Here is an 18,891-nt window from a genome sequence, read left to right as displayed (position 1 = left end):
TGTGAGATTAAAATTATTATGGCCTTGAATATATTAACTAAAATTTTTGGTAGCCGTAACGATCGTACATTGCGCCGTATGCGTAAGAACGTTGAGGTGATTAATCGTTTGGAAGCGGATATGGAAAAGCTTTCAGACGACGAGTTGAAAGGCAAAACGCTTGAGTTCCGGGCGCGTCTGGAAAAAGGCGCATCTTTGGAAAGCCTGCTGCCGGAAGCTTTCGCCGTGGTGCGCGAATCCAGTAAACGCGTGTTCGGTATGCGCCATTTTGACGTCCAGTTGATCGGCGGCATGGTATTGAACGAGCGCTGTATCGCCGAGATGCGTACCGGTGAAGGTAAAACCCTGACGGCGACGCTGCCGGCCTATCTCAATGCGCTGACCGGCCGCGGCGTTCATGTGGTGACGGTGAACGACTATCTGGCGCAGCGTGACGCGGAAAATAACCGTCCGCTGTTTGAATTTCTGGGATTAAGCGTGGGTATCAACCTGCCGGGCATGCCGGCGCCGGCCAAGCGTGAAGCCTATGCCGCGGATATTACTTACGGCACCAACAACGAATACGGTTTCGACTATCTGCGTGACAACATGGCCTTCAGCCCGGAAGAGCGGGTACAGCGTAAACTGTATTACGCGCTGGTGGATGAGGTTGACTCCATCCTGATCGATGAAGCCCGTACCCCGTTGATTATTTCCGGGCCAGCGGAAGACAGTTCGGAACTTTATATCCGGGTTAACAAAATTATTCCGCACCTGATTCGTCAGGAGAAAGAGGATTCGGACACCTTCCACGGCGAAGGTCACTTCTCGGTGGATGAGAAAGCCCGTCAGGTCAACCTGACCGAGCGCGGTCTGGTGTTGGTCGAAGAGCTGCTGGTGAGAGAAGGCATCATGGAAGAGGGCGAGTCGCTGTACTCCCCGGCCAATATCATGCTGATGCACCACGTAACCGCGGCATTGCGCGCTCATGTGCTGTTTACCCGCGATGTGGATTATATTGTGAAAGACGGTGAAGTCATCATTGTGGATGAGCACACCGGGCGTACCATGCAAGGACGTCGCTGGTCGGATGGTTTACATCAGGCGGTGGAAGCGAAAGAGAATGTCGCTATTCAGAATGAGAACCAGACATTAGCGTCTATCACTTTCCAGAACTATTTCCGCCTGTATGAAAAACTGGCCGGGATGACCGGTACGGCGGATACGGAAGCGTTTGAATTCAGCTCGATTTATAAGTTGGACACCATCGTTGTGCCGACTAACCGTCCGATGATCCGTAAAGATCTGCCCGATCTGGTCTACATGACCGAGCACGAAAAGATTGATGCGATTATTGAAGATATCAAAGAGCGTTCCGTAAAAGGCCAGCCGGTACTGGTGGGGACGATTTCCATTGAGAAGTCGGAGGTTGTCTCCCTGGCGCTGGATAAAGCAGGCATTAAGCACAATGTGTTGAACGCCAAGTTCCATGCGATGGAAGCGGATATCATCGCGCAGGCGGGCCAAAGCGGTTCGGTGACCATCGCCACCAACATGGCCGGTCGTGGTACGGATATCGTGCTGGGCGGAAGCTGGCAGACGGAAATCGCCAAGTTGGAAAACCCGGATGAAGCGCAGATAGCCGAGATTAAAGCGGCCTGGCAGGTACGTCATGACGCAGTGCTGGCAGCCGGCGGCTTGCATATTATCGGTACTGAGCGTCATGAGTCGCGCCGTATCGATAACCAGTTACGCGGCCGTTCCGGTCGTCAGGGGGATCCCGGTTCTTCCCGTTTCTACCTGTCGATGGAAGATGCGCTGATGCGTATCTTCGCCTCCGATCGCGTGTCCAACATGATGCGTAAACTGGGTATGAAACCGGGTGAAGCGATTGAGCACCCGTGGGTGACGAAAGCGATTGCCAACGCGCAGCGTAAAGTTGAAAGCCGCAACTTTGATATTCGTAAGCAACTGCTTGAATATGATGATGTCGCCAACGATCAGCGTCGGGCGATTTATACTCAGCGTAACGAACTGCTGGATGTTTCCGATATCAGCGAAACCATCACCAGTATTCGTGAAGATGTGTTTAAAGTGACCATCGATAACTATATTCCGCCGCAATCGCTGGAAGAAATGTGGGATGTCGACGGTCTGGAACAGCGGCTGAAAAACGACTTCGATCTGGAAATGCCGATTAAAGAGTGGTTGGATAAAGAGCCGGAACTGCACGAAGAAACGTTGCGCGAGCGCATTTTCCAACAGGCGATTGAAGTTTATCAGCGTAAAGAAGAGGTTGTGGGCGTTGAAGTGATGCGCAACTTCGAAAAAGGCGTGATGTTGCAGACGCTGGATTCGCTGTGGAAAGAACATCTGGCGGCCATGGACTACCTGCGCCAGGGTATTCATCTGCGTGGCTACGCCCAGAAGGATCCTAAGCAGGAATATAAGCGTGAATCTTTCGCCATGTTTGCGGCCATGCTGGAATCACTGAAATATGAAGTGATCAGTACGCTGAGCAAAGTACAGGTTCGTATGCCGGAAGAGATCGAGGCGCTGGAGCAACAGCGTCGTGAAGAGGCCGAACGTCTGGCGCGTCAGCAGCAGCTCAGTCATCAGGAAGAAGCGAGCCAGAACAGCGGCATGCCGGTTCATGCGGATCGTAAAATCGGTCGCAACGATCCCTGTCCTTGCGGTTCCGGGAAAAAGTATAAGCAATGCCACGGTCGTATACAGAAGTAACCGACTGTTGAATTGAGTCATACTGTTAAGGCGGTCGGTCACCGACCGCCTTTTACTTGATAGGACGTATCATGGTGCAAAAACAGTTATCCGTTGCGGTAGGGATTATTCGCAATGCCGAACAGCGGTTTTTTATTGCTCTCCGGCCCGCAGGCGTTCATATGGCGGGGATGTGGGAGTTCCCCGGCGGGAAAGTTGAGGCGGGAGAAACGCCGGCGCAGGCGCTGATTCGTGAGTTGCGTGAAGAAACGGGGATTGAGGCGGAAAACCCTCAGCCGCTGACTACAAAAACCTTCTCTACGCCGGAGCGAACAATCACGCTGCATTTTTTTCTGGTGGAGCACTGGCAGGGCGAGCCATACGGCCGTGAAGGACAGGATTCCCGCTGGCTGCGTGCGGAGGAGTTGCAGGAGGATGAATTTCCACCAGCGAATGCGGAGATGATCCGCTGGTTGAAATCCCATTAACGGTTTTTTAAACCATCGCCTTTGACATCAGTCGCCTGAAATACCGTGGCAATATCTTTTAGTGCCGCGGTTCGCTCCAGTCTTCGGTGTCTGAAACGATATCATCGCTGGGGATACGTTTTTCCTCGTCAGCCCATTCCCCCAAATCGATAAGTTGACAGCGTTTGCTGCAAAAAGGGCGATAAACGCTGGTTTCATTCCAGATAACCGCTTTCTTGCAGGTCGGACATTTTACCGTGGTGATATCTGTAGCCATATGATTTCTCCTTACTTTATTCCCGCTTAACGCGTCTTATGGTTCATGTGCGGTTTAGCAACAGGCTAAATCAAACGTTAAACGAGGGGGAATTTGTCCGCTCTCGCTATCCAGAGACAAAAAACGAATAGCATAGCGCGTCTTATGACCAGAGATTTGCGGGTAGAGCTGATAAGCTAAATCGATGCGCAAGCGTAATAGGTCGGCTTCGGACGCATTATCCTGAAAGAAGCCGTTCAGGCTAATCTGAGGACGAAACATACCGGAATGACGGATCAGTTCCAGTATCATATCCAGTGATTTTTTTAAGGGCGCGAGTGAGGTTAGCCAGCCTGAGACCAGCTTTTCGCGTTGATCCTGAGGTTGATAAAGCCAGATGTGCAGCGTAGGCAAATCGAAACTGCAACATCCGCCCGGAATACTCAGACGCTGACGCACCATGGCGATCAGACGATCTTCCCGCAAGTGTTGTCCCATCCGCGGGGCGGCCATCAGCGCGGTTGACTGTTCTTTTAACTGGCGACGCAGCGAGTGGATGCGATCCATATCGACGCCGGGGACATCGCTCCATTGCAGCAGCTTTTGCTGCTGGCGTTCCAGTTCTTTTAATAGTTCGGTGCGTACATCCCCTCGTTCCAATACATCCATCAGATCGGAAATGGCGCGGAAAAATGTCAGGGCGCTGCCCATATCCGTGAGGGCATGGTTTTTATGTAACTGCTGCAACAGTGATTCGATACGCAACCAGGTACGCGTTTTCTCGTTCAAGGGATATTCAAATAAAATGGTTGAGGAAACGTCACTCATCATTAGTAATCCTGTCAGCGGCTGAAGCGGCAAGCTCTAGGTAGCGACGATGCAATTGCGCCACGCGCGAAGCAAGCTCTTTTTGGCTACGGTTATTATCAATAATATCATCGGCATAGGCTAGCCGCTGTTCGCGGGTGGCCTGAGCTGCCAGTATGTTTTCTGCTTGTTGACGACTGACCCCGTCTCGGGCAAGGGTGCGTTCAAGCTGGGTATTCCGGTTTACATCGACAACCAGAACACGTTGGGCGCGTTGTTGTAAACCATTCTCTACCAGTAAGGGCACCACCCACAATACATAAGGGACGGCGGCCGCCTGAATCTGAGCCTGTGTCTCCGCATGAATCAATGGGTGCAACAGATTGTTCACCCATCGTTTATCCTCCGGGGAGGAAAAAATTCGTTGTCGTAACGCTGCGCGATTCAACGAACCATCGGCGTTAAGGATAGTGTCGCCAAACCGGCGTTTGATCGCTTCCAGCGCCGGTTTCCCCGGCTCAACCATCTGACGCGCGATGATATCCGCATCAATGATGGTTACCCCGAGTTTAGCAAACTCATCGGCCACCGTGCTTTTCCCACTGCCGATGCCGCCGGTTAAGGCTACGATATAGGTCATGTGCCGACTTTGAAAGTTAATGGATAAATTAGTCCGATTTTATCCCAAATAAAGGTAAATTCGCAGTCTTGTCGTAGGATTATTCCCGCGTATGATAACGTCACTGGGAATGGTATTAATTACGTCGATCACAACTTTTGCGAATCGTCGCCACTAACCAGGAATGCAAACCTCATGCGTATTGAAGAAGACTTGAAGTTAGGCTTTAAAGACGTTCTCATCCGCCCCAAACGCTCTACTCTCAAAAGCCGCTCCGATGTTGAGCTTGAGCGTCAGTTCGCTTTTCTCCACGCCGGGTGCGACTGGTCAGGTATTCCGATTATCGCCGCCAATATGGATACGGTAGGTACGTTTCGCATGGCGGAGACGCTGGCGTCATTTGATGTATTAACGGCGGTGCACAAACATTATTCGCTGGAACAATGGACGCAGTTTGTGCAACGTTCATCCGAATCCGTTTTACGCCACGTCATGGTATCAACCGGCACGTCGGAGGCAGACTTCATCAAACTGAAGCAAATTCTGGCGTTGTCGCCGGAGCTGAAGTTTATCTGTATCGATGTCGCCAATGGCTATTCCGAGCATTTTGTCACTTTCCTGCAAAAAGCGCGCGAAGCCTGCCCGGACAAAGTGATTTGCGCGGGCAACGTCGTGACCGGTGAAATGGTCGAAGAACTGATCCTCTCTGGCGCGGATATCGTGAAAGTCGGTATTGGCCCCGGTTCGGTCTGTACCACCCGGGTGAAGACCGGTGTCGGCTATCCCCAGCTTTCTGCGGTAATCGAATGTGCCGATGCGGCTCATGGCCTGGGTGGGCAGATCGTCAGCGATGGCGGCTGTTCCGTGCCGGGCGATGTGGCAAAGGCTTTCGGCGGCGGCGCGGATTTTGTCATGCTGGGCGGCATGCTGGCCGGGCATGATGAATGCGAAGGCACTATCGTTGAAGAGAATGGCGAAAAAATGATGCTGTTCTATGGCATGAGTTCCGCTTCAGCCATGGAACGTCACGTGGGCGGCGTCGCACAATACCGCGCGGCTGAAGGTAAAACGGTCAAATTACCGCTGCGCGGACCGGTGGATAACACCGTGCGCGACATTCTCGGCGGGTTACGTTCCGCCTGCACCTATGTCGGCGCTTCCCGGTTGAAAGAGCTGACCAAGCGCACCACGTTCATTCGCGTCGCCGAGCAGGAAAACCGCGTTTTTAACGGATAACCTCTGCCCGTCGTGATGTTAAGCGAGGTGGGTATTGGCTGGTTCAGGCGCCAGCCAATACGTTACCCAGTTGGAAAATAGGCAAATACATACCAATCACCAATGCGCCCACCATCCCTCCGACAATCAACATCAGCATCGGCTCCAGCGTTTGCGTCAGAGCTTCTGCCTGCTGTCGTGTTTTTCTCTCATGCCACTGCGCCAGTTGAGCGAACAAGGTATCTAAGGCCCCGGTTTCCTCGCCCACTCGAATAAGTTGCTGACAAGGCGCGGGAAACAGCCGGCTATATTGCTGAATCGCCTGGTGCAAGGTAATGCCTTGCTGGATTTGCTTCTGTATTTGCTGAATAGCGGCTTGGTACACCGGGTGATGGATCGTAGCGGCGGCGTCTAATCCTGCGGGTAATGTCAGCCCCGCATGTTGCGTCATCGCCAGTACGTTAAATATCTGGCTTAGACAGTGACCGCGTATCAGGTGCGAAATCACCGGCAACCTCAGTAACCCGCTCTGTTCCTTTTCCCGCCATATCGGTCGGTGCTGCCGCAGATTGAGATAACTCAATAGCGCGCTCAAGGTGATGATCAAACCCGCTAAACCATTGTCGGCTATCCACTCCGCCAGATGAAGTAATTGTTGAGTAAACCACGGCAGCGGCGCGTCAAAAGAGGCGTACAAGCCGGAGAATTCCGGTAACACCCATGTCAGCATCAATATGCTGACCAGCGTGGCGATGATTAACACAAAGCACGGATAGCGCAGCGCCTTAACGACTTTCCGGTGTAGCTGTGATTGCGCTTGCTGATGCTGCGCCAGCTGTAAGCAGCATTCATCCAGTTTCCCCGTCAGTTCGCCCACCGCGATCAGCGAGCGATAGATGACGGGAAAGATATGGGGATATTCCGTCAGCGCTTCCGACAGCGATTTCCCCTGTGCAATCTGGGTGCTGATTTCCCTAAGAACGCAGCGCCAGCCCGGACGTTCATGCTGTTCGGTGATCAACTGAAGGGCTTCCAGCAAGGGAAGTCCCGCCTGTAACAGCGCGGCCAATTGTTTGATGATTTCACTGAGCCAATCGCCTTTCCAATAACGTTGTGGCAGATATTGCCCCGTTTTCAGCGCTAAAGGCTGGTATCCCCGGGCAATTAAACGGACATGGGCCTGTTGCCGATGGGAACCGATTATTTCTCCGTGGGTGAGCGTCCCTTCCGGGGTGATGGCCTGCCAGTGATATAAACGTTCCAGTTTCATAAGGCCGCGTCCTGATGCCGGATGCTTTCGCCAACAATGCGATAAATCTCTGAAATCGACGTTACGCCTTCATGAACCAGCGATAACCCGGCGGTGAGTAGCGTGGGGAAGCCCGACTGGCGTGAGAGTTGCGCCAGGTGGTTGCTGTTGGCGTTATTCGCCAGCGCCTGCTGTAGCTCGGGCGTAATGACCAGCAATTCATAAATCGCAATACGGTCGTAATAGCCCGATAGACAGTGGCCGCAGCCGTGGGCTTGCCAGTTATTCAGCGTGCCGCGCCACAGCGTTGTCGGTAAATGAGAGAGCGGGGCGTCCTGGGTTTTACAATGAGGGCATAAGCGTCGAACCAGACGTTGCGCAATCACCAGTTTCAGCGCAGCGGCGATCAGGTAGCCCGGTATGCCAAGATGGCTCAGCCGGGTCAGGGTTTCCACCGCCGAGTTGGTATGCAGCGTGGACATCACCAAATGCCCGGTTTGCGCGGCTTTGACGGCGATTTCAGCCGTTTCGGCATCGCGGATCTCACCCACCATAATAACGTCCGGATCCTGACGCAGCAGCGCCCGTAATATCCGACTGAAATCCAGATCGGCTTTCGGATTGATCGCCGTCTGATTGATGCCCGGCAAGGGAATTTCAATGGGATCTTCCACGCTACAGATATTCCGGCTGACATTGTTCAGCCAGCGGATGGCGCTATACAGCGTGACGGTTTTGCCGCTGCCGGTTGGCCCGGTCACTAAAATCATCCCTTGCGGCGCATTAAGCGCCCGGGTGAATTGATCCAGATCGGCGTCTGAAAGCCCGAGTTTATCCAGCGTGAGTTCCTGCCGTTGGGTTTGCAGAATACGCAGTACCGCTTTCTCGCCATGCTGTACCGGCAAGGTTGCAATGCGCAATGAATAGGTTTGCCGATCCAGCGTGGCGCTGAATTGTCCGTCTTGCGGCAGACGACGTTCGGCAATATTCAGTTTGCCCATAATTTTCAGCCGGGCGGTAATCCGCGCGGTCAACGCGTTCGGCGGGGCCGATATTTCCTGCAATACGCCGTCAATGCGTAAGCGAACGCGATAGCGATCCTGCAAGGGTTCAAAATGGATATCCGAAGCGCGACGTTGAACGGCTAACCGCAGTGTTTGATTAATAAAATGAACCGCAGGGCTATCTTCGTCACTGACAGGGTTTTCTGGTTCCGCCTGGTAAATCTCTGCGGGTTCCTCAACGGTGTTTACCGGGTTGAGATTGAGCCGTTGTTCCATCCTTGCCTGAGGCCATTGTTCTATCAGAATCTGGCGGTTGCCGGCAAAACGCAGTGCGGCGATCATTTCCGCCGAGGGCGCGCCGGTGATCGCCACCGACAGGGTCTGTTCATCCATGCTCAGCAGTAAAGCATGATAACGGCGGCACAGTATTTGTAGTTCGTCGGCCAGATGTTCTGCGTTCGACATGATTAATCCGCCGTGTTATCAAAGCGGAAAACATCCTGACAGGCGGATTGCAGACTGTCTGCCTGGTTCTCGGTGACGCAGTTTTTTGTCCAGCGTGATGAGCCGGTTTGCGCATTCCATACCGGCGTCAGCACCACGCTCAAACCTTGCAACGTAGATTGGCCTGTTAAAGCGATCGTGCCTTGCTTAACGCTGACCGCGCTGACATAGCGTGAGGTTTGGCTGGCGGGTATTCCCTGACTTCCGGCGTTGCAGGAGGAGAACGCCGCGTTCTCCAATCCGCACAGGTCTACCGCTGTTTTATAGGACGCCAACGTTTGCAGCATATCGGTCAAGGCCGCTTTTTGCAGATACCCCTGATACGCCGGCACGCCAATGGCGCTGAGGATGGCGACAATCGCAATGACGATCATCAGCTCAATGAGCGTAAATCCCTGTTGTTTTTGCATGTGCTTTCCCCCTGTTGTGATGCATGCCGGCAGGATAGAAAACCTGATGATGGCTGGCGACAGGAATGGGTTAAAACAGGAAAGCGTCTCGGAAAAGGTTTTATAATTTGCCGTTTGTTCAGGGGTTTTTGCGAGCGGTTTGGCAATCTCTGTCGGTGCGGGAAATGAAAGGAAGAGGGGAATCGGCCCCGAGTTTCCCCGGGCCGACAGAGCGATTCAGAGAAAACGCATCGATAAATCCAGCGCCCGGACATGCTTGGTCAATGCGCCGACAGAAATATAGTCCACGCCGGTTTCTGCGTAGCCGCGTAAGGTCTCTATCGTCACGTTGCCCGATACTTCCAACAGCGCCCGGCCGCGCGTGAGGCTTACCGCATCACGGATCTTTTCCAGACTGAAGTTGTCCAGCATGATGATGTCGGCGCCGGCGTCCAGCGCCTGTTGCAGTTCATCAAGCGATTCCACTTCGACTTCCACCGGCACGTCGCTGCGCAGCAAAAAAGCGTTTTCCACCGCCTGCCGGATGGAGCCTGCCGCGATGATATGGTTTTCTTTAATCAGGAACGCATCGGACAGGCCGAGCCGGTGGTTGCCGCCCCCGCCGCAAGAAACGGCATATTTCAGCGCGGTTCGCAGCCCGGGAAGGGTTTTTCGGGTGTCGAGAAGACGCGTGCCGGTTCCTGCCAATAATGCGACGTAACGGCCGACTTCGGTTGCCACGCCGGAAAGAGTTTGCAGGAAATTCAGCGCCGTACGCTCTCCGGTCAGAAGCTGTCTTGCCGGCCCGGTAATTTCACACAGCGTTTGGTTTGGGGCGATGGCATCGCCGTCGGCAACCTGCCAGCGAATGGATGTTGCATCGCCAAGCTGGGAAAATACTTCCTCAAGCCAGCGTTTGCCGCAGAAGATCCCAGCCTCGCGGGTGATAATCCGGGCCTGCGCCTGATTATTATCCGGCAACAGGTGTGCGGTAATGTCCCGGGCGGCATCGACAACGCCGCCCAAATCTTCACTTAACGCCAACCTGACGCTGGCGGGAATATCCTGCGCAATACGATCGAGCAGGTCGGTTTGGCGCTGTTCCTGACTGTAGCGGCGCGTTGTCATCACAAAAACTCCGAAAGGGGATTCGGGGTTATATGTTACCCTTAAAAGTTGTAACCCACGACCAGATAATAGCCCCAGCCGGTTGATTTCACTTCAAACGGGCCTTTGCCAAAATCCAGTTCAGCGCCGTCCGCCCATTGTCCGCCATTGTGAAAATAACGGGCGACGACGGAATAGTGCCAGTGGTCGTAACCCAACGCCAGAACGTGGCTGGAGGCGATCGCGTTACCGGTACGGGCGCGGCCATCCTGATTGCGCAGATCCGAACCGAAGTCAAAGTTAGTGAAGCCGATATAGGTAACGTTGCCGCCCCACATCGTTCCTAACGGATAAAAGTATTTCACTTTAACCCGGTAGCCGTCCCATTCGTTCTCATTGCCCGCGCCATAGTTTTTCCACTGGTATTTGGCATAGATATTGGCAGAAAGCGATAAGTCAGTACCGGTATCGATATCGGTGCCTAATCCCATATACCAGGTGCTTTGCCGGGAATCACTGCTGCGGCCGTGGTCGTAAATGATATTGTTGGCGACGTACCACTCTTTGAACGGGCCGACGCCGAGGTCGGCGCCCGTCAGTTTATCAATGGAAAAGCGCGGTTCAATTTCCATAAACAACGGCGAGCCATCGTCCCAGGCGCCGCTGTTGGTTGAATTTCCCGTGCCGAAAAATTTCGGCACGTCGACATAGCCGTAAAAGTCGAACCAGTCTTTACGGGCAAACGCCTCATATTCCAGATAGACATCGTTGTTCAACTGTGGCCCGAAGCGCGTGTGATAACTGCCCACGACGTTGACGCTCTGGTGCCACCAGTCAGAAAGATATTCTGCTTTATTTTCGTCGGCGAGAGCCGGAACGCTGTAGGACAAGGCGAGCAAAGCGCCTGCGGCGAGAGTTTTCTTCATGTTAATTACCGAGTTGGCGAAATGTGTTGTGATGTTGGAACGAGTAAAATAAGTTTTTGTAATAACTAAAAATTTAGTGATTGTTGCAAATTGTTATTTTAAATAAAAAGTGATTCAGTGCACGTAAATTACTTAATAAGCTCGTAATCTTGCATTGATATTGTGATATGGATCTCAATTTTATTGAGGAAGAAAAAAGAGGTCATGCGGGCGGGGGGCATTAAACGATCGCCGCATTCAGGATGCGCTGGTCGTGGCATTAATGAGCAGGAAAACAATAAACCTTTTTATATCCAATTGGTTAGTTATGATGTTGAGAAACATGCTACTCTGGTGGCAGAGGCATTTTTGTTAAAAACAGCTCTGATGAATTGCACCTTATTCAGCCGGCAAACGACACAATGCGAGGTTACCGCCGATGCTTTTGGAAAATGGCTGGTTATCTGAGATAAAACACCTTTCTTCCCCCCATTGCGATAGCCGCCCGGACAGTGAAGCGCCTTCATTACTGGTGATCCATAACATCAGTCTGCCGCCTGGCGAATTTGGCGGCCCGTATATTGACCAATTATTTACCGCGACGCTCGATCCTTCCGCTCATCCCTATTTCGCCGACATCAGCCATTTGCGGGTTTCCGCACACTGTCTAATTCGCCGGGATGGAGAGATTATTCAATACGTTTCCTTTAATCAGCGCGCCTGGCATGCGGGCGTTTCCTGTTTTGAGGGCCGTGAGCGGTGTAACGATTTTTCGATAGGCATCGAGTTGGAAGGAACGGATACGCTACCTTTTACTACTGAACAATATCATCAGTTGGCGGCGATAACCCGGCTGTTGGTCAGCGCTTACCCGATTACACCGTCCCGAATTACCGGACACAGCAATATTGCGCCGGGGCGGAAAACCGATCCCGGGCCGGTTTTTGACTGGAATTTATATCTCCGCCTGATACAGGATGGCCGGATAAAGAACAAAGGGAGCATAACCCGATGACGCTGTTTACATTGTTGCTGGTATTGGCGTGGGAACGTCTGTTTAAACAAGGCGAGCATTGGCAGTTGGATCACCGTCTTGAAGTCGTGTTTCGTCATCTGCCTTCTCCGTCCTTATTTCAGACCCTGTTTCTGACATTGTGCTGTATGGGGGCTGTGGCCGCCGTGTTGTGGCTGGCGGAGGGGATTTTATTCGGTCTTATTCTGTTACTGCTGTGGATTTTGATCGGCATGATGTGTATTGGCGCGGGGAATGTTCGTCAGCACTATCGCCGCTATCTTCAGTCGGCCCAGCGCGGCGAACAGGACGCGAGTCAGGAAATGGCGGCGGAGTTAGCCTTGATCCACGGTTTACCGGTCGGCACCGGAGAAAGTGAACGCTTGAAAGAGCTACAAAATGCCTTGTTATGGATTAATTTCCGGTTTTATTTAGCTCCGCTGTTTTGGTTTACCGTGGCAGGCCCTTATGGTCCTGTCGCCGTGGCCGGCTATGCTTTTTTGCGTGCCCGGCAGACCTGGCTGGCGCGTCATCATACGCCGCTGGCGCGCGCGCAGTCGGGGGTTGATAGCCTGTTGCACTGGCTTGACTGGATCCCGGTACGTTTGGCCGGCGTGGTCTACGCGCTGCTGGGACACGGCGAGAAGGCATTACCGGCCTGGTTTGCTTCTCTGGGAGACTATCGCAATTCACAATATTGGGTGTTGACTCAACTGGCGCAATTTTCGCTGGCGCGAGAACCGCATATCGATCCGGTCGAAACGCCGAAGGCGGCGGTGACGTTGGCGAAAAAGGTGACGCTGGCGCTGGTGGTGGTGGTGGCTTTACTGACGATTTACGGCGCGCTGGTATAAATCTTACTGCGGCAGAAATGAAAAATGGCGGATAGATATCGGCCATTGAGGTTGCTGACAAAGTCGTCTGTAAGCCTGAGATACCCGGGCCTACCGTACCGAGGGGCGCTCCGGCGGCTTACGCCGCTACGGCCCCTCGCCACGCTCTCCCTAATAACGGGCTTTGTCAACGGTCTGAGTGGCCGATAAAACATCGGCCATTGTAACAGTCGGATGAAACCTTAACGGCGTTGATTTTTCTGTTTGATAAAGTAACCGATGCCGAGAATAACCAGCCATACCGGGATCAACAGCACGGAAATCTGAATCTCCGGCGTCAGGTACATGATGACCAGAATCCCCGCCAGGAATAACAAGCAGAGATAGTTGCCCAGCGGATAAAACAGCGCTTTAAACTTGGTTACGGTGCCTTCGCTGTCTTTTTTCGCCCGGAACTTCAGGTGGGCAAGGCTGATCATCGCCCAGTTGATCACCAGGGCGGAAACCACCAGCGCCATCAACAACGCAAAGGCCTTGCCTGGGATCAGGTAGTTGATCAGTACGCAGAGCGCGGTAGCCAGAGCCGAAAGGCCAATGGCAACCACCGGTACGCCGCGGCTGTCGACCGTTTTCAGCACTTTAGGGCCGTTGCCCTGTTTTGCCAGACCGTACAACATGCGGCTATTACAGTACACACAGCTGTTGTACACCGACAGCGCGGCGGTCAGCACCACGATGTTCAGTACGGTCGCCACCACATTGCTGTTCAGTTCATGGAAGATCATCACAAACGGGCTGCCGCCTTCGACCACTTTACCCCATGGGTACAGCGACAGCAGAATGGTCAGAGAACCGATATAGAAGATCAGAATACGGTAGATAACCTGATTGGTTGCCCGTGGAATGCTTTTTTGCGGGTCATCAGCTTCAGCGGCGGTGATGCCGACCAGCTCCAGTCCGCCGAATGAGAACATGATGACCGCCATTGCCATCACCAGGCCGGTGGTGCCGTTCGGGAAGAACCCTCCCTGCGCCCACAGGTTGGTGACCGTCGCTTCCGGGCCGCCTGTGCCGCTGATCAACAGCCAGCCGCCAAAGACGATCATACCGATAATGGCCGCCACCTTAATGATGGCAAACCAGAATTCCATTTCACCGTAAATTTTGACGTTCGCCAGATTAATGGCGTTAATCACCAGAAAGAAAACGGCGGCGGAAACCCAGGTGGGAATATCGGGCCACCAATACTGGACATAAATACCCACCGCGCTCAGTTCCGCCATGGCAACCAGCACGTACAACACCCAGTAGTTCCAGCCGGAGGCGAAACCGGCGAAATTTCCCCAGTACTTATAAGCAAAGTGGCTGAAAGAACCTGCCACCGGTTCCTCTACCACCATTTCCCCCAGTTGACGCATGATAAGAAAGGCGATCAGCCCGCCGATGGCGTACCCTAAAATGACTGACGGCCCAGCCATTTTGATTGTTTGAGCGATCCCGAGAAAAAGCCCGGTACCGACCGCGCCACCCAGGGCAATCAACTGAATATGACGGTTTTTCAAGCCACGCTTGAGTGCTCCATCCTGTTGTTGATCATCCATCAATTTTACCCTCTGCCATTGTGAGCCGATCATAAGCTCAGTTGTATTAACTCTTTTACGTTGGTGTAATTTTATTTTTACGATGAGATGCTGGCTAATATTATCCGACATCTATCGTTGGTCAGAGAATAGTGGCAAGCAAACAAGATTGCACTGATTTCTTACGGGTCAGTAAAGAATAATTATAACGACATCAATGTCTCGCCCATAAATCCTCAGCCGATGGCCTGATAACGTCGGGCGTTCTTTTTTTACCTTTACTCTTTCACGATGTCTTTTCTTACCATCCGGTGAACTTGCCCAATTCTGTGCACGAATTGCACCAGGCCACAGCATTATCCTCAAATGCATATTTTCATAAAAATTCATTTATTTTGAATTTAAATTCAATTATTGGTTATTTAAACGGTTCAGCATTGCCTGCTTTAGGTTTCATAAAAGTTAAAACATACGCAAGAGGATTAATGGTAATACCACTGGCGCCCTATCACTTTGCCGTATATCTTTCGTGCATTTGTTAAAATATGGTGGGATTGGTGATTTTACCCCACGTCCTTATGGACAGAAGGTGAATACTTTGTTACTTTAGCGTCACGTTTTTGAAATTGGTATTACCAATTGACTCCGCGCTATTCGCAGAGATGAATCCACCATGGCATACAGCAAAATCCGTCAGCCCAAACTGTCAGATGTGATTGAGCAGCAACTGGAATTTCTGATCCTTGAGGGCACTCTGCGCCCCGGCGAGAAGCTCCCTCCGGAGCGCGAACTGGCCAAACAGTTCGATGTTTCCCGCCCCTCTCTGAGAGAAGCCATTCAACGTCTGGAAGCCAAAGGATTACTTTTGCGCCGTCAGGGCGGCGGCACCTTCGTTCAGGCCAATCTCTGGCAAAGCGTCAGCGATCCGCTGGCGGAATTACTGAGTAATCATCCCGAATCACAATTTGATCTGCTGGAAACCCGCCACGCGCTGGAAGGTATTGCGGCCTATTATGCCGCGTTACGTGGCACAGAGTCAGATTTGCAACGTATCCGGGATTGTCATGAGGCCATTCAGCAGGCCAGAGATGCGGGGGATTTAGCATCCGAGTCGGAAGCGGTTATGCAGTATCAGATTGCGGTCACCGAGGCCACGCATAATGTGGTGCTGCTGCATCTGCTGCGCTGCATGGGGCCGATGCTGGAACAGAACGTGAGACAGAATTTTGAATTGCTTTATCTAAGCCGGGAAGTGCTGGCGCAGGTGAGCATTCATCGCGCTGGAATTTTTGAGGCGATTGTTGCCCGTGAGCCCGAGAAGGCGCGCGAGGCATCACACCGCCATCTGGCGTTTATTGAGGAAGTATTGCTGGATCTTAACCGGGAAAATAGTCGGCGCGAAAGATCGCTGCGTCGGCTCCAGCAGCGCAAGGATTGAGCGTCCTACCTGGTTGGGACGCTGAATGCGGCGACTACGACGATGAGCCTGTCTTCATGTGCTTTACTTATAGCTATACGGCAGAGCGCAAGAAGACAGGCTCCAACAAACTAACTTATTAGAGAAGATAAGGAATAACCATGTCAGATCGTTTAAATAATGACGTGGATCCGATCGAAACCCGCGACTGGCTGCAGGCGATCGAATCGGTCATCCGTGAAGAGGGTGTTGAGCGCGCTCAGTTCCTGATTGATCAGGTATTGAGCGAAGCGCGCAAAGGCGGAGTGAGCGTTGCCGCTGGCAGTGCCGCTCGCCAATACGTCAATACCATCGCAGTGGAAGACGAGCCGGACTATCCAGGTAATCAGGATCTGGAGAGACGTATTCGCTCCGCGATCCGCTGGAACGCGATCATGACCGTGCTGCGCGCGTCGAAAAAAGATCTGGATCTGGGCGGCCACATGGCGTCTTTCCAGTCTTCCGCAACCTTCTATGAAGTGTGCTTCAACCACTTCTTCCGCGCGCGTAACGCGCAGGACGGCGGCGATCTGGTTTACTTCCAGGGCCACATTTCTCCCGGCATTTATGCCCGCGCTTTCCTTGAAGGCCGTCTGACCGAAGAGCAGATGAACAACTTCCGTCAGGAAGTTCACGGTAAAGGTCTGTCTTCTTACCCGCATCCCAAACTGATGCCGGAATTCTGGCAGTTCCCGACCGTTTCGATGGGGTTGGGGCCGATCGGCGCCATCTATCAGGCTAAGTTCCTGAAGTATCTGGAACATCGCGGTCTGAAAGATACGTCTAAGCAAACCGTTTACGCGTTTCTGGGCGACGGTGAAATGGACGAGCCGGAATCCAAAGGGGCGATCACTATCGCCACCCGCGAAAAACTGGACAATCTGGTGTTCGTTATCAACTGTAACCTGCAACGTCTGGATGGCCCGGTTACCGGTAATGGTAAAATCATTAACGAACTGGAAGGCATTTTCGGCGGCGCCGGCTGGGAAGTGATCAAGGTTATCTGGGGCGCGCGTTGGGACGAACTGCTGCGTAAAGACACCAGCGGTAAACTGGTCCAACTGATGAACGAAACCGTTGACGGCGACTACCAGACTTTCAAATCCAAAAACGGCGCTTATGTGCGTGAGCACTTCTTCGGTAAATATCCTGAAACGGCGGCGCTGGTCAAAGACTGGACCGACGACCAGATTTGGGCGTTGAACCGTGGCGGTCACGATCCGAAGAAAGTCTACGCCGCTCTGAAAAGAGCGCAGGAAACCAAAGGCAAACCGATCGTTATTCTGGCGCATACCATTAAAGGCTATGGTATGGGTGATGCGGCTGAAGGTAAAAACATCGCTCACCAGGTCAAGAAAATCAACATGGAAGGCGTACGTTACTTCCGCGATCGTTTCAATGTGCCGGTTAGCGACGATAACATCGAAAAACTGCCGCTTATCACTTTCGATAAAGACTCCGAAGAGTACAAATACCTGCACGAACGCCGTCAGGCGTTGGAAGGCTACCTGCCGACCCGTTTGCCGAAATTCAGTGAAAAACTGGAACTGCCGACGCTGGAAGATTTCAGCACGCTGCTGGAAGAGCAGAACAAAGAAATTTCCACCACTATCGCTTTCGTCCGCGTCCTGAACGTGATGTTGAAAAACAAGTCGATCAAAGATCGTCTGGTTCCGATCATCGCCGATGAAGCGCGTACCTTCGGTATGGAAGGTCTGTTCCGTCAGATCGGTATCTACAGCCCGAACGGTCAGCAGTACACCCCGCAGGACCGTGAGCAGGTTGCTTACTACAAAGAAGACGAAAAAGGCCAGATTCTGCAAGAAGGGATCAACGAACTGGGCGCCGGTTCATCCTGGCTGGCGGCGGCGACGTCTTACAGCACTAACGACCTGCCGATGATCCCGTTCTACATCTACTACTCGATGTTCGGCTTCCAGCGTATCGGCGATCTGTGCTGGGCGGCAGGCGACCAACAGGCGCGCGGCTTCCTGATCGGCGGTACGTCGGGCCGCACCACGCTGAACGGCGAAGGCTTGCAGCATGAAGACGGCCACAGCCACATTCAGTCGCTGACGATCCCGAACTGTATTTCCTACGATCCGGCCTATGCTTACGAAGTCGCTGTCATCATGCATGACGGTTTGCATCGTATGTATGGCGAAGCGCAGGAAAACATCTACTACTACATCACCACGCTGAATGAAAACTACCACATGCCGGCGATGCCGCAGGGTGCGGAAGAGGGTATCCGTAAGGGTATCTATAAGCTGGAAACGGTCGAAGGCGGCAAAGGTAAGGTCCAACTGCTGGGTTCCGGTTCTATCCTGCGCCACGTGCGTGAAGCCGCGCAGATTCTGGCGAAAGATTACGGCATCGGTTCCGATGTATTCAGCGTCACCTCCTTCACCGAGCTGGCGCGTGATGGTCAGGATTGCGAGCGTTGGAATATGCTGCACCCGGCCGACGAACCTCGCGTGCCTTATGTGGCGCAGGTATTGAGCGATGCGCCGGCCGTAGCCTCAACCGACTACATGAAGCTGTTTGCCGAGCAAATTCGTAACTTCATCCCGGCCAGCGATTATCGCGTTCTGGGCACTGACGGTTTCGGCCGTTCCGACAGCCGTGAGAACCTGCGTCACCACTTTGAAGTGGATGCGTCTTACGTCGTGGTTGCGGCTCTGGGTGAACTGGCTAAACGCGGTGAAATCGATAAGAAAGTGGTTGCTGACGCTATCGTCAAATTCGATATCGATGCAGATAAAGTCAACCCGCGTCTGGCATAAGA

Annotated in this window: 17 protein-coding genes; 8 read left to right on the top strand and 9 right to left on the bottom strand. The window is 52.8% G+C overall.

Annotated features, from left to right (window positions below; genetic code table 11):
* Positions 1-18: 18 nt before the first annotated feature.
* Together secA and mutT are read left to right on the top strand one after the other, a co-directional pair.
* The gene (gene secA, locus HOY33_RS13345) at positions 19-2,721 is read left to right on the top strand and encodes a preprotein translocase subunit SecA (RefSeq protein WP_172290711.1); all 2,703 of its coding nucleotides are present in this window, start codon (positions 19-21) and stop codon (positions 2,719-2,721) included.
* Positions 2,722-2,792: 71 nt separating this feature from the next.
* Positions 2,793-3,188 (top strand): 8-oxo-dGTP diphosphatase MutT, encoded by a 396-nt coding sequence (mutT, locus tag HOY33_RS13340; RefSeq protein WP_172290710.1) that lies wholly within the window; start codon positions 2,793-2,795, stop codon positions 3,186-3,188.
* Between the two features lie 58 nt (positions 3,189-3,246).
* Here mutT and yacG read toward each other — a convergent pair whose 3' ends face one another.
* Genes yacG through coaE form a run of 3 tightly spaced genes read right to left on the bottom strand, consistent with a single transcriptional unit; the run spans position 3,247 to position 4,870 of the window.
* Positions 3,247-3,444, bottom strand: coding sequence for a DNA gyrase inhibitor YacG (gene yacG / locus HOY33_RS13335; RefSeq protein ID WP_172290709.1), 198 nt, complete (start codon positions 3,442-3,444; stop codon positions 3,247-3,249).
* A 54-nt stretch (positions 3,445-3,498) separates the two neighbouring features.
* Positions 3,499-4,251: a cell division protein ZapD gene (zapD, locus tag HOY33_RS13330; protein ID WP_172290854.1), complete on the bottom strand. Its 753-nt coding sequence runs from the start codon at positions 4,249-4,251 to the stop codon at positions 3,499-3,501.
* The gene (gene coaE, locus HOY33_RS13325; protein WP_172290708.1) at positions 4,244-4,870 is read right to left on the bottom strand and encodes a dephospho-CoA kinase; all 627 of its coding nucleotides are present in this window, start codon (positions 4,868-4,870) and stop codon (positions 4,244-4,246) included. Before coaE ends, zapD begins: the two co-directional genes overlap by 8 nt.
* 174 nt (positions 4,871-5,044) lie before the next feature.
* On the opposite strand from coaE, the gene HOY33_RS13320 reads away from it, so the two are divergent.
* Positions 5,045-6,085 (top strand): GMP reductase, encoded by a 1,041-nt coding sequence (locus HOY33_RS13320; protein WP_172290707.1) that lies wholly within the window; start codon positions 5,045-5,047, stop codon positions 6,083-6,085.
* A 43-nt stretch (positions 6,086-6,128) separates the two neighbouring features.
* Here HOY33_RS13320 and hofC read toward each other — a convergent pair whose 3' ends face one another.
* The 5 genes from hofC to HOY33_RS13295 all read right to left on the bottom strand — a co-directional run bounded on the left by hofC (position 6,129) and on the right by HOY33_RS13295 (position 11,243).
* Positions 6,129-7,334, bottom strand: a complete 1,206-nt coding sequence (hofC, locus tag HOY33_RS13315) for a protein transport protein HofC (protein ID WP_172290706.1) — start codon at positions 7,332-7,334, stop codon at positions 6,129-6,131.
* Entirely contained in the window at positions 7,331-8,782 is a 1,452-nt protein-coding gene (gene gspE, locus HOY33_RS13310) for a type II secretion system protein GspE (RefSeq protein WP_172290705.1), read from the bottom strand. The genes hofC and gspE overlap by 4 nt, the downstream gene beginning before the upstream one ends.
* A gap of 2 nt (positions 8,783-8,784) precedes the next feature.
* Positions 8,785-9,231 (bottom strand): prepilin peptidase-dependent pilin, encoded by a 447-nt coding sequence (ppdD, locus tag HOY33_RS13305; protein WP_172290704.1) that lies wholly within the window; start codon positions 9,229-9,231, stop codon positions 8,785-8,787.
* A gap of 216 nt (positions 9,232-9,447) precedes the next feature.
* On the bottom strand, positions 9,448-10,338 hold the full coding sequence (gene nadC, locus HOY33_RS13300; protein WP_172290853.1) for a carboxylating nicotinate-nucleotide diphosphorylase: 891 nt from the start codon (positions 10,336-10,338) through the stop codon (positions 9,448-9,450).
* 41 nt (positions 10,339-10,379) lie between these two features.
* Positions 10,380-11,243 carry a nucleoside-specific channel-forming protein Tsx gene (locus HOY33_RS13295; protein WP_172290703.1) on the bottom strand — a complete coding sequence of 288 codons (864 nt, stop codon included), beginning with the start codon at positions 11,241-11,243 and terminating at the stop codon, positions 10,380-10,382.
* Between the two features lie 183 nt (positions 11,244-11,426).
* Between HOY33_RS13295 and HOY33_RS13290 the strand changes: the two genes are divergently transcribed.
* Genes HOY33_RS13290 through ampE form a run of 3 tightly spaced genes read left to right on the top strand, consistent with a single transcriptional unit; the run spans position 11,427 to position 13,088 of the window.
* The gene (locus tag HOY33_RS13290) at positions 11,427-11,690 is read left to right on the top strand and encodes a hypothetical protein (protein ID WP_172290702.1); all 264 of its coding nucleotides are present in this window, start codon (positions 11,427-11,429) and stop codon (positions 11,688-11,690) included.
* Positions 11,662-12,237, top strand: a complete 576-nt coding sequence (gene ampD / locus HOY33_RS13285) for a 1,6-anhydro-N-acetylmuramyl-L-alanine amidase AmpD (protein ID WP_172290701.1) — start codon at positions 11,662-11,664, stop codon at positions 12,235-12,237. Before HOY33_RS13290 ends, ampD begins: the two co-directional genes overlap by 29 nt.
* Positions 12,234-13,088 carry a beta-lactamase regulator AmpE gene (gene ampE, locus HOY33_RS13280; protein WP_172290700.1) on the top strand — a complete coding sequence of 285 codons (855 nt, stop codon included), beginning with the start codon at positions 12,234-12,236 and terminating at the stop codon, positions 13,086-13,088. The genes ampD and ampE overlap by 4 nt, the downstream gene beginning before the upstream one ends.
* 221 nt (positions 13,089-13,309) lie before the next feature.
* On the opposite strand, the gene HOY33_RS13275 is transcribed toward ampE, so the two are convergent.
* Positions 13,310-14,668, bottom strand: a complete 1,359-nt coding sequence (locus HOY33_RS13275; protein WP_172290699.1) for an amino acid permease — start codon at positions 14,666-14,668, stop codon at positions 13,310-13,312.
* A gap of 652 nt (positions 14,669-15,320) precedes the next feature.
* On the opposite strand from HOY33_RS13275, the gene pdhR reads away from it, so the two are divergent.
* Both pdhR and aceE read left to right on the top strand, forming a co-directional pair.
* A complete protein-coding gene (gene pdhR, locus HOY33_RS13270) occupies positions 15,321-16,085 on the top strand; it encodes a pyruvate dehydrogenase complex transcriptional repressor PdhR (RefSeq protein ID WP_172290698.1) in 765 nt (254 codons plus the stop codon).
* Positions 16,086-16,225: 140 nt separating this feature from the next.
* A complete protein-coding gene (gene aceE / locus HOY33_RS13265; RefSeq protein ID WP_172290697.1) occupies positions 16,226-18,889 on the top strand; it encodes a pyruvate dehydrogenase (acetyl-transferring), homodimeric type in 2,664 nt (887 codons plus the stop codon).
* The last annotated feature ends 2 nt before the right edge of the window (positions 18,890-18,891 follow it).

Origin of the sequence: Brenneria sp. hezel4-2-4 (assembly GCF_013155275.1) — a bacterium.
Classification (GTDB): Bacteria; Pseudomonadota; Gammaproteobacteria; order Enterobacterales; family Enterobacteriaceae; genus Brenneria.
Note: the sequence above shows the minus strand (reverse complement) of the source record. Positions and strands in the feature narration are given on the sequence as shown.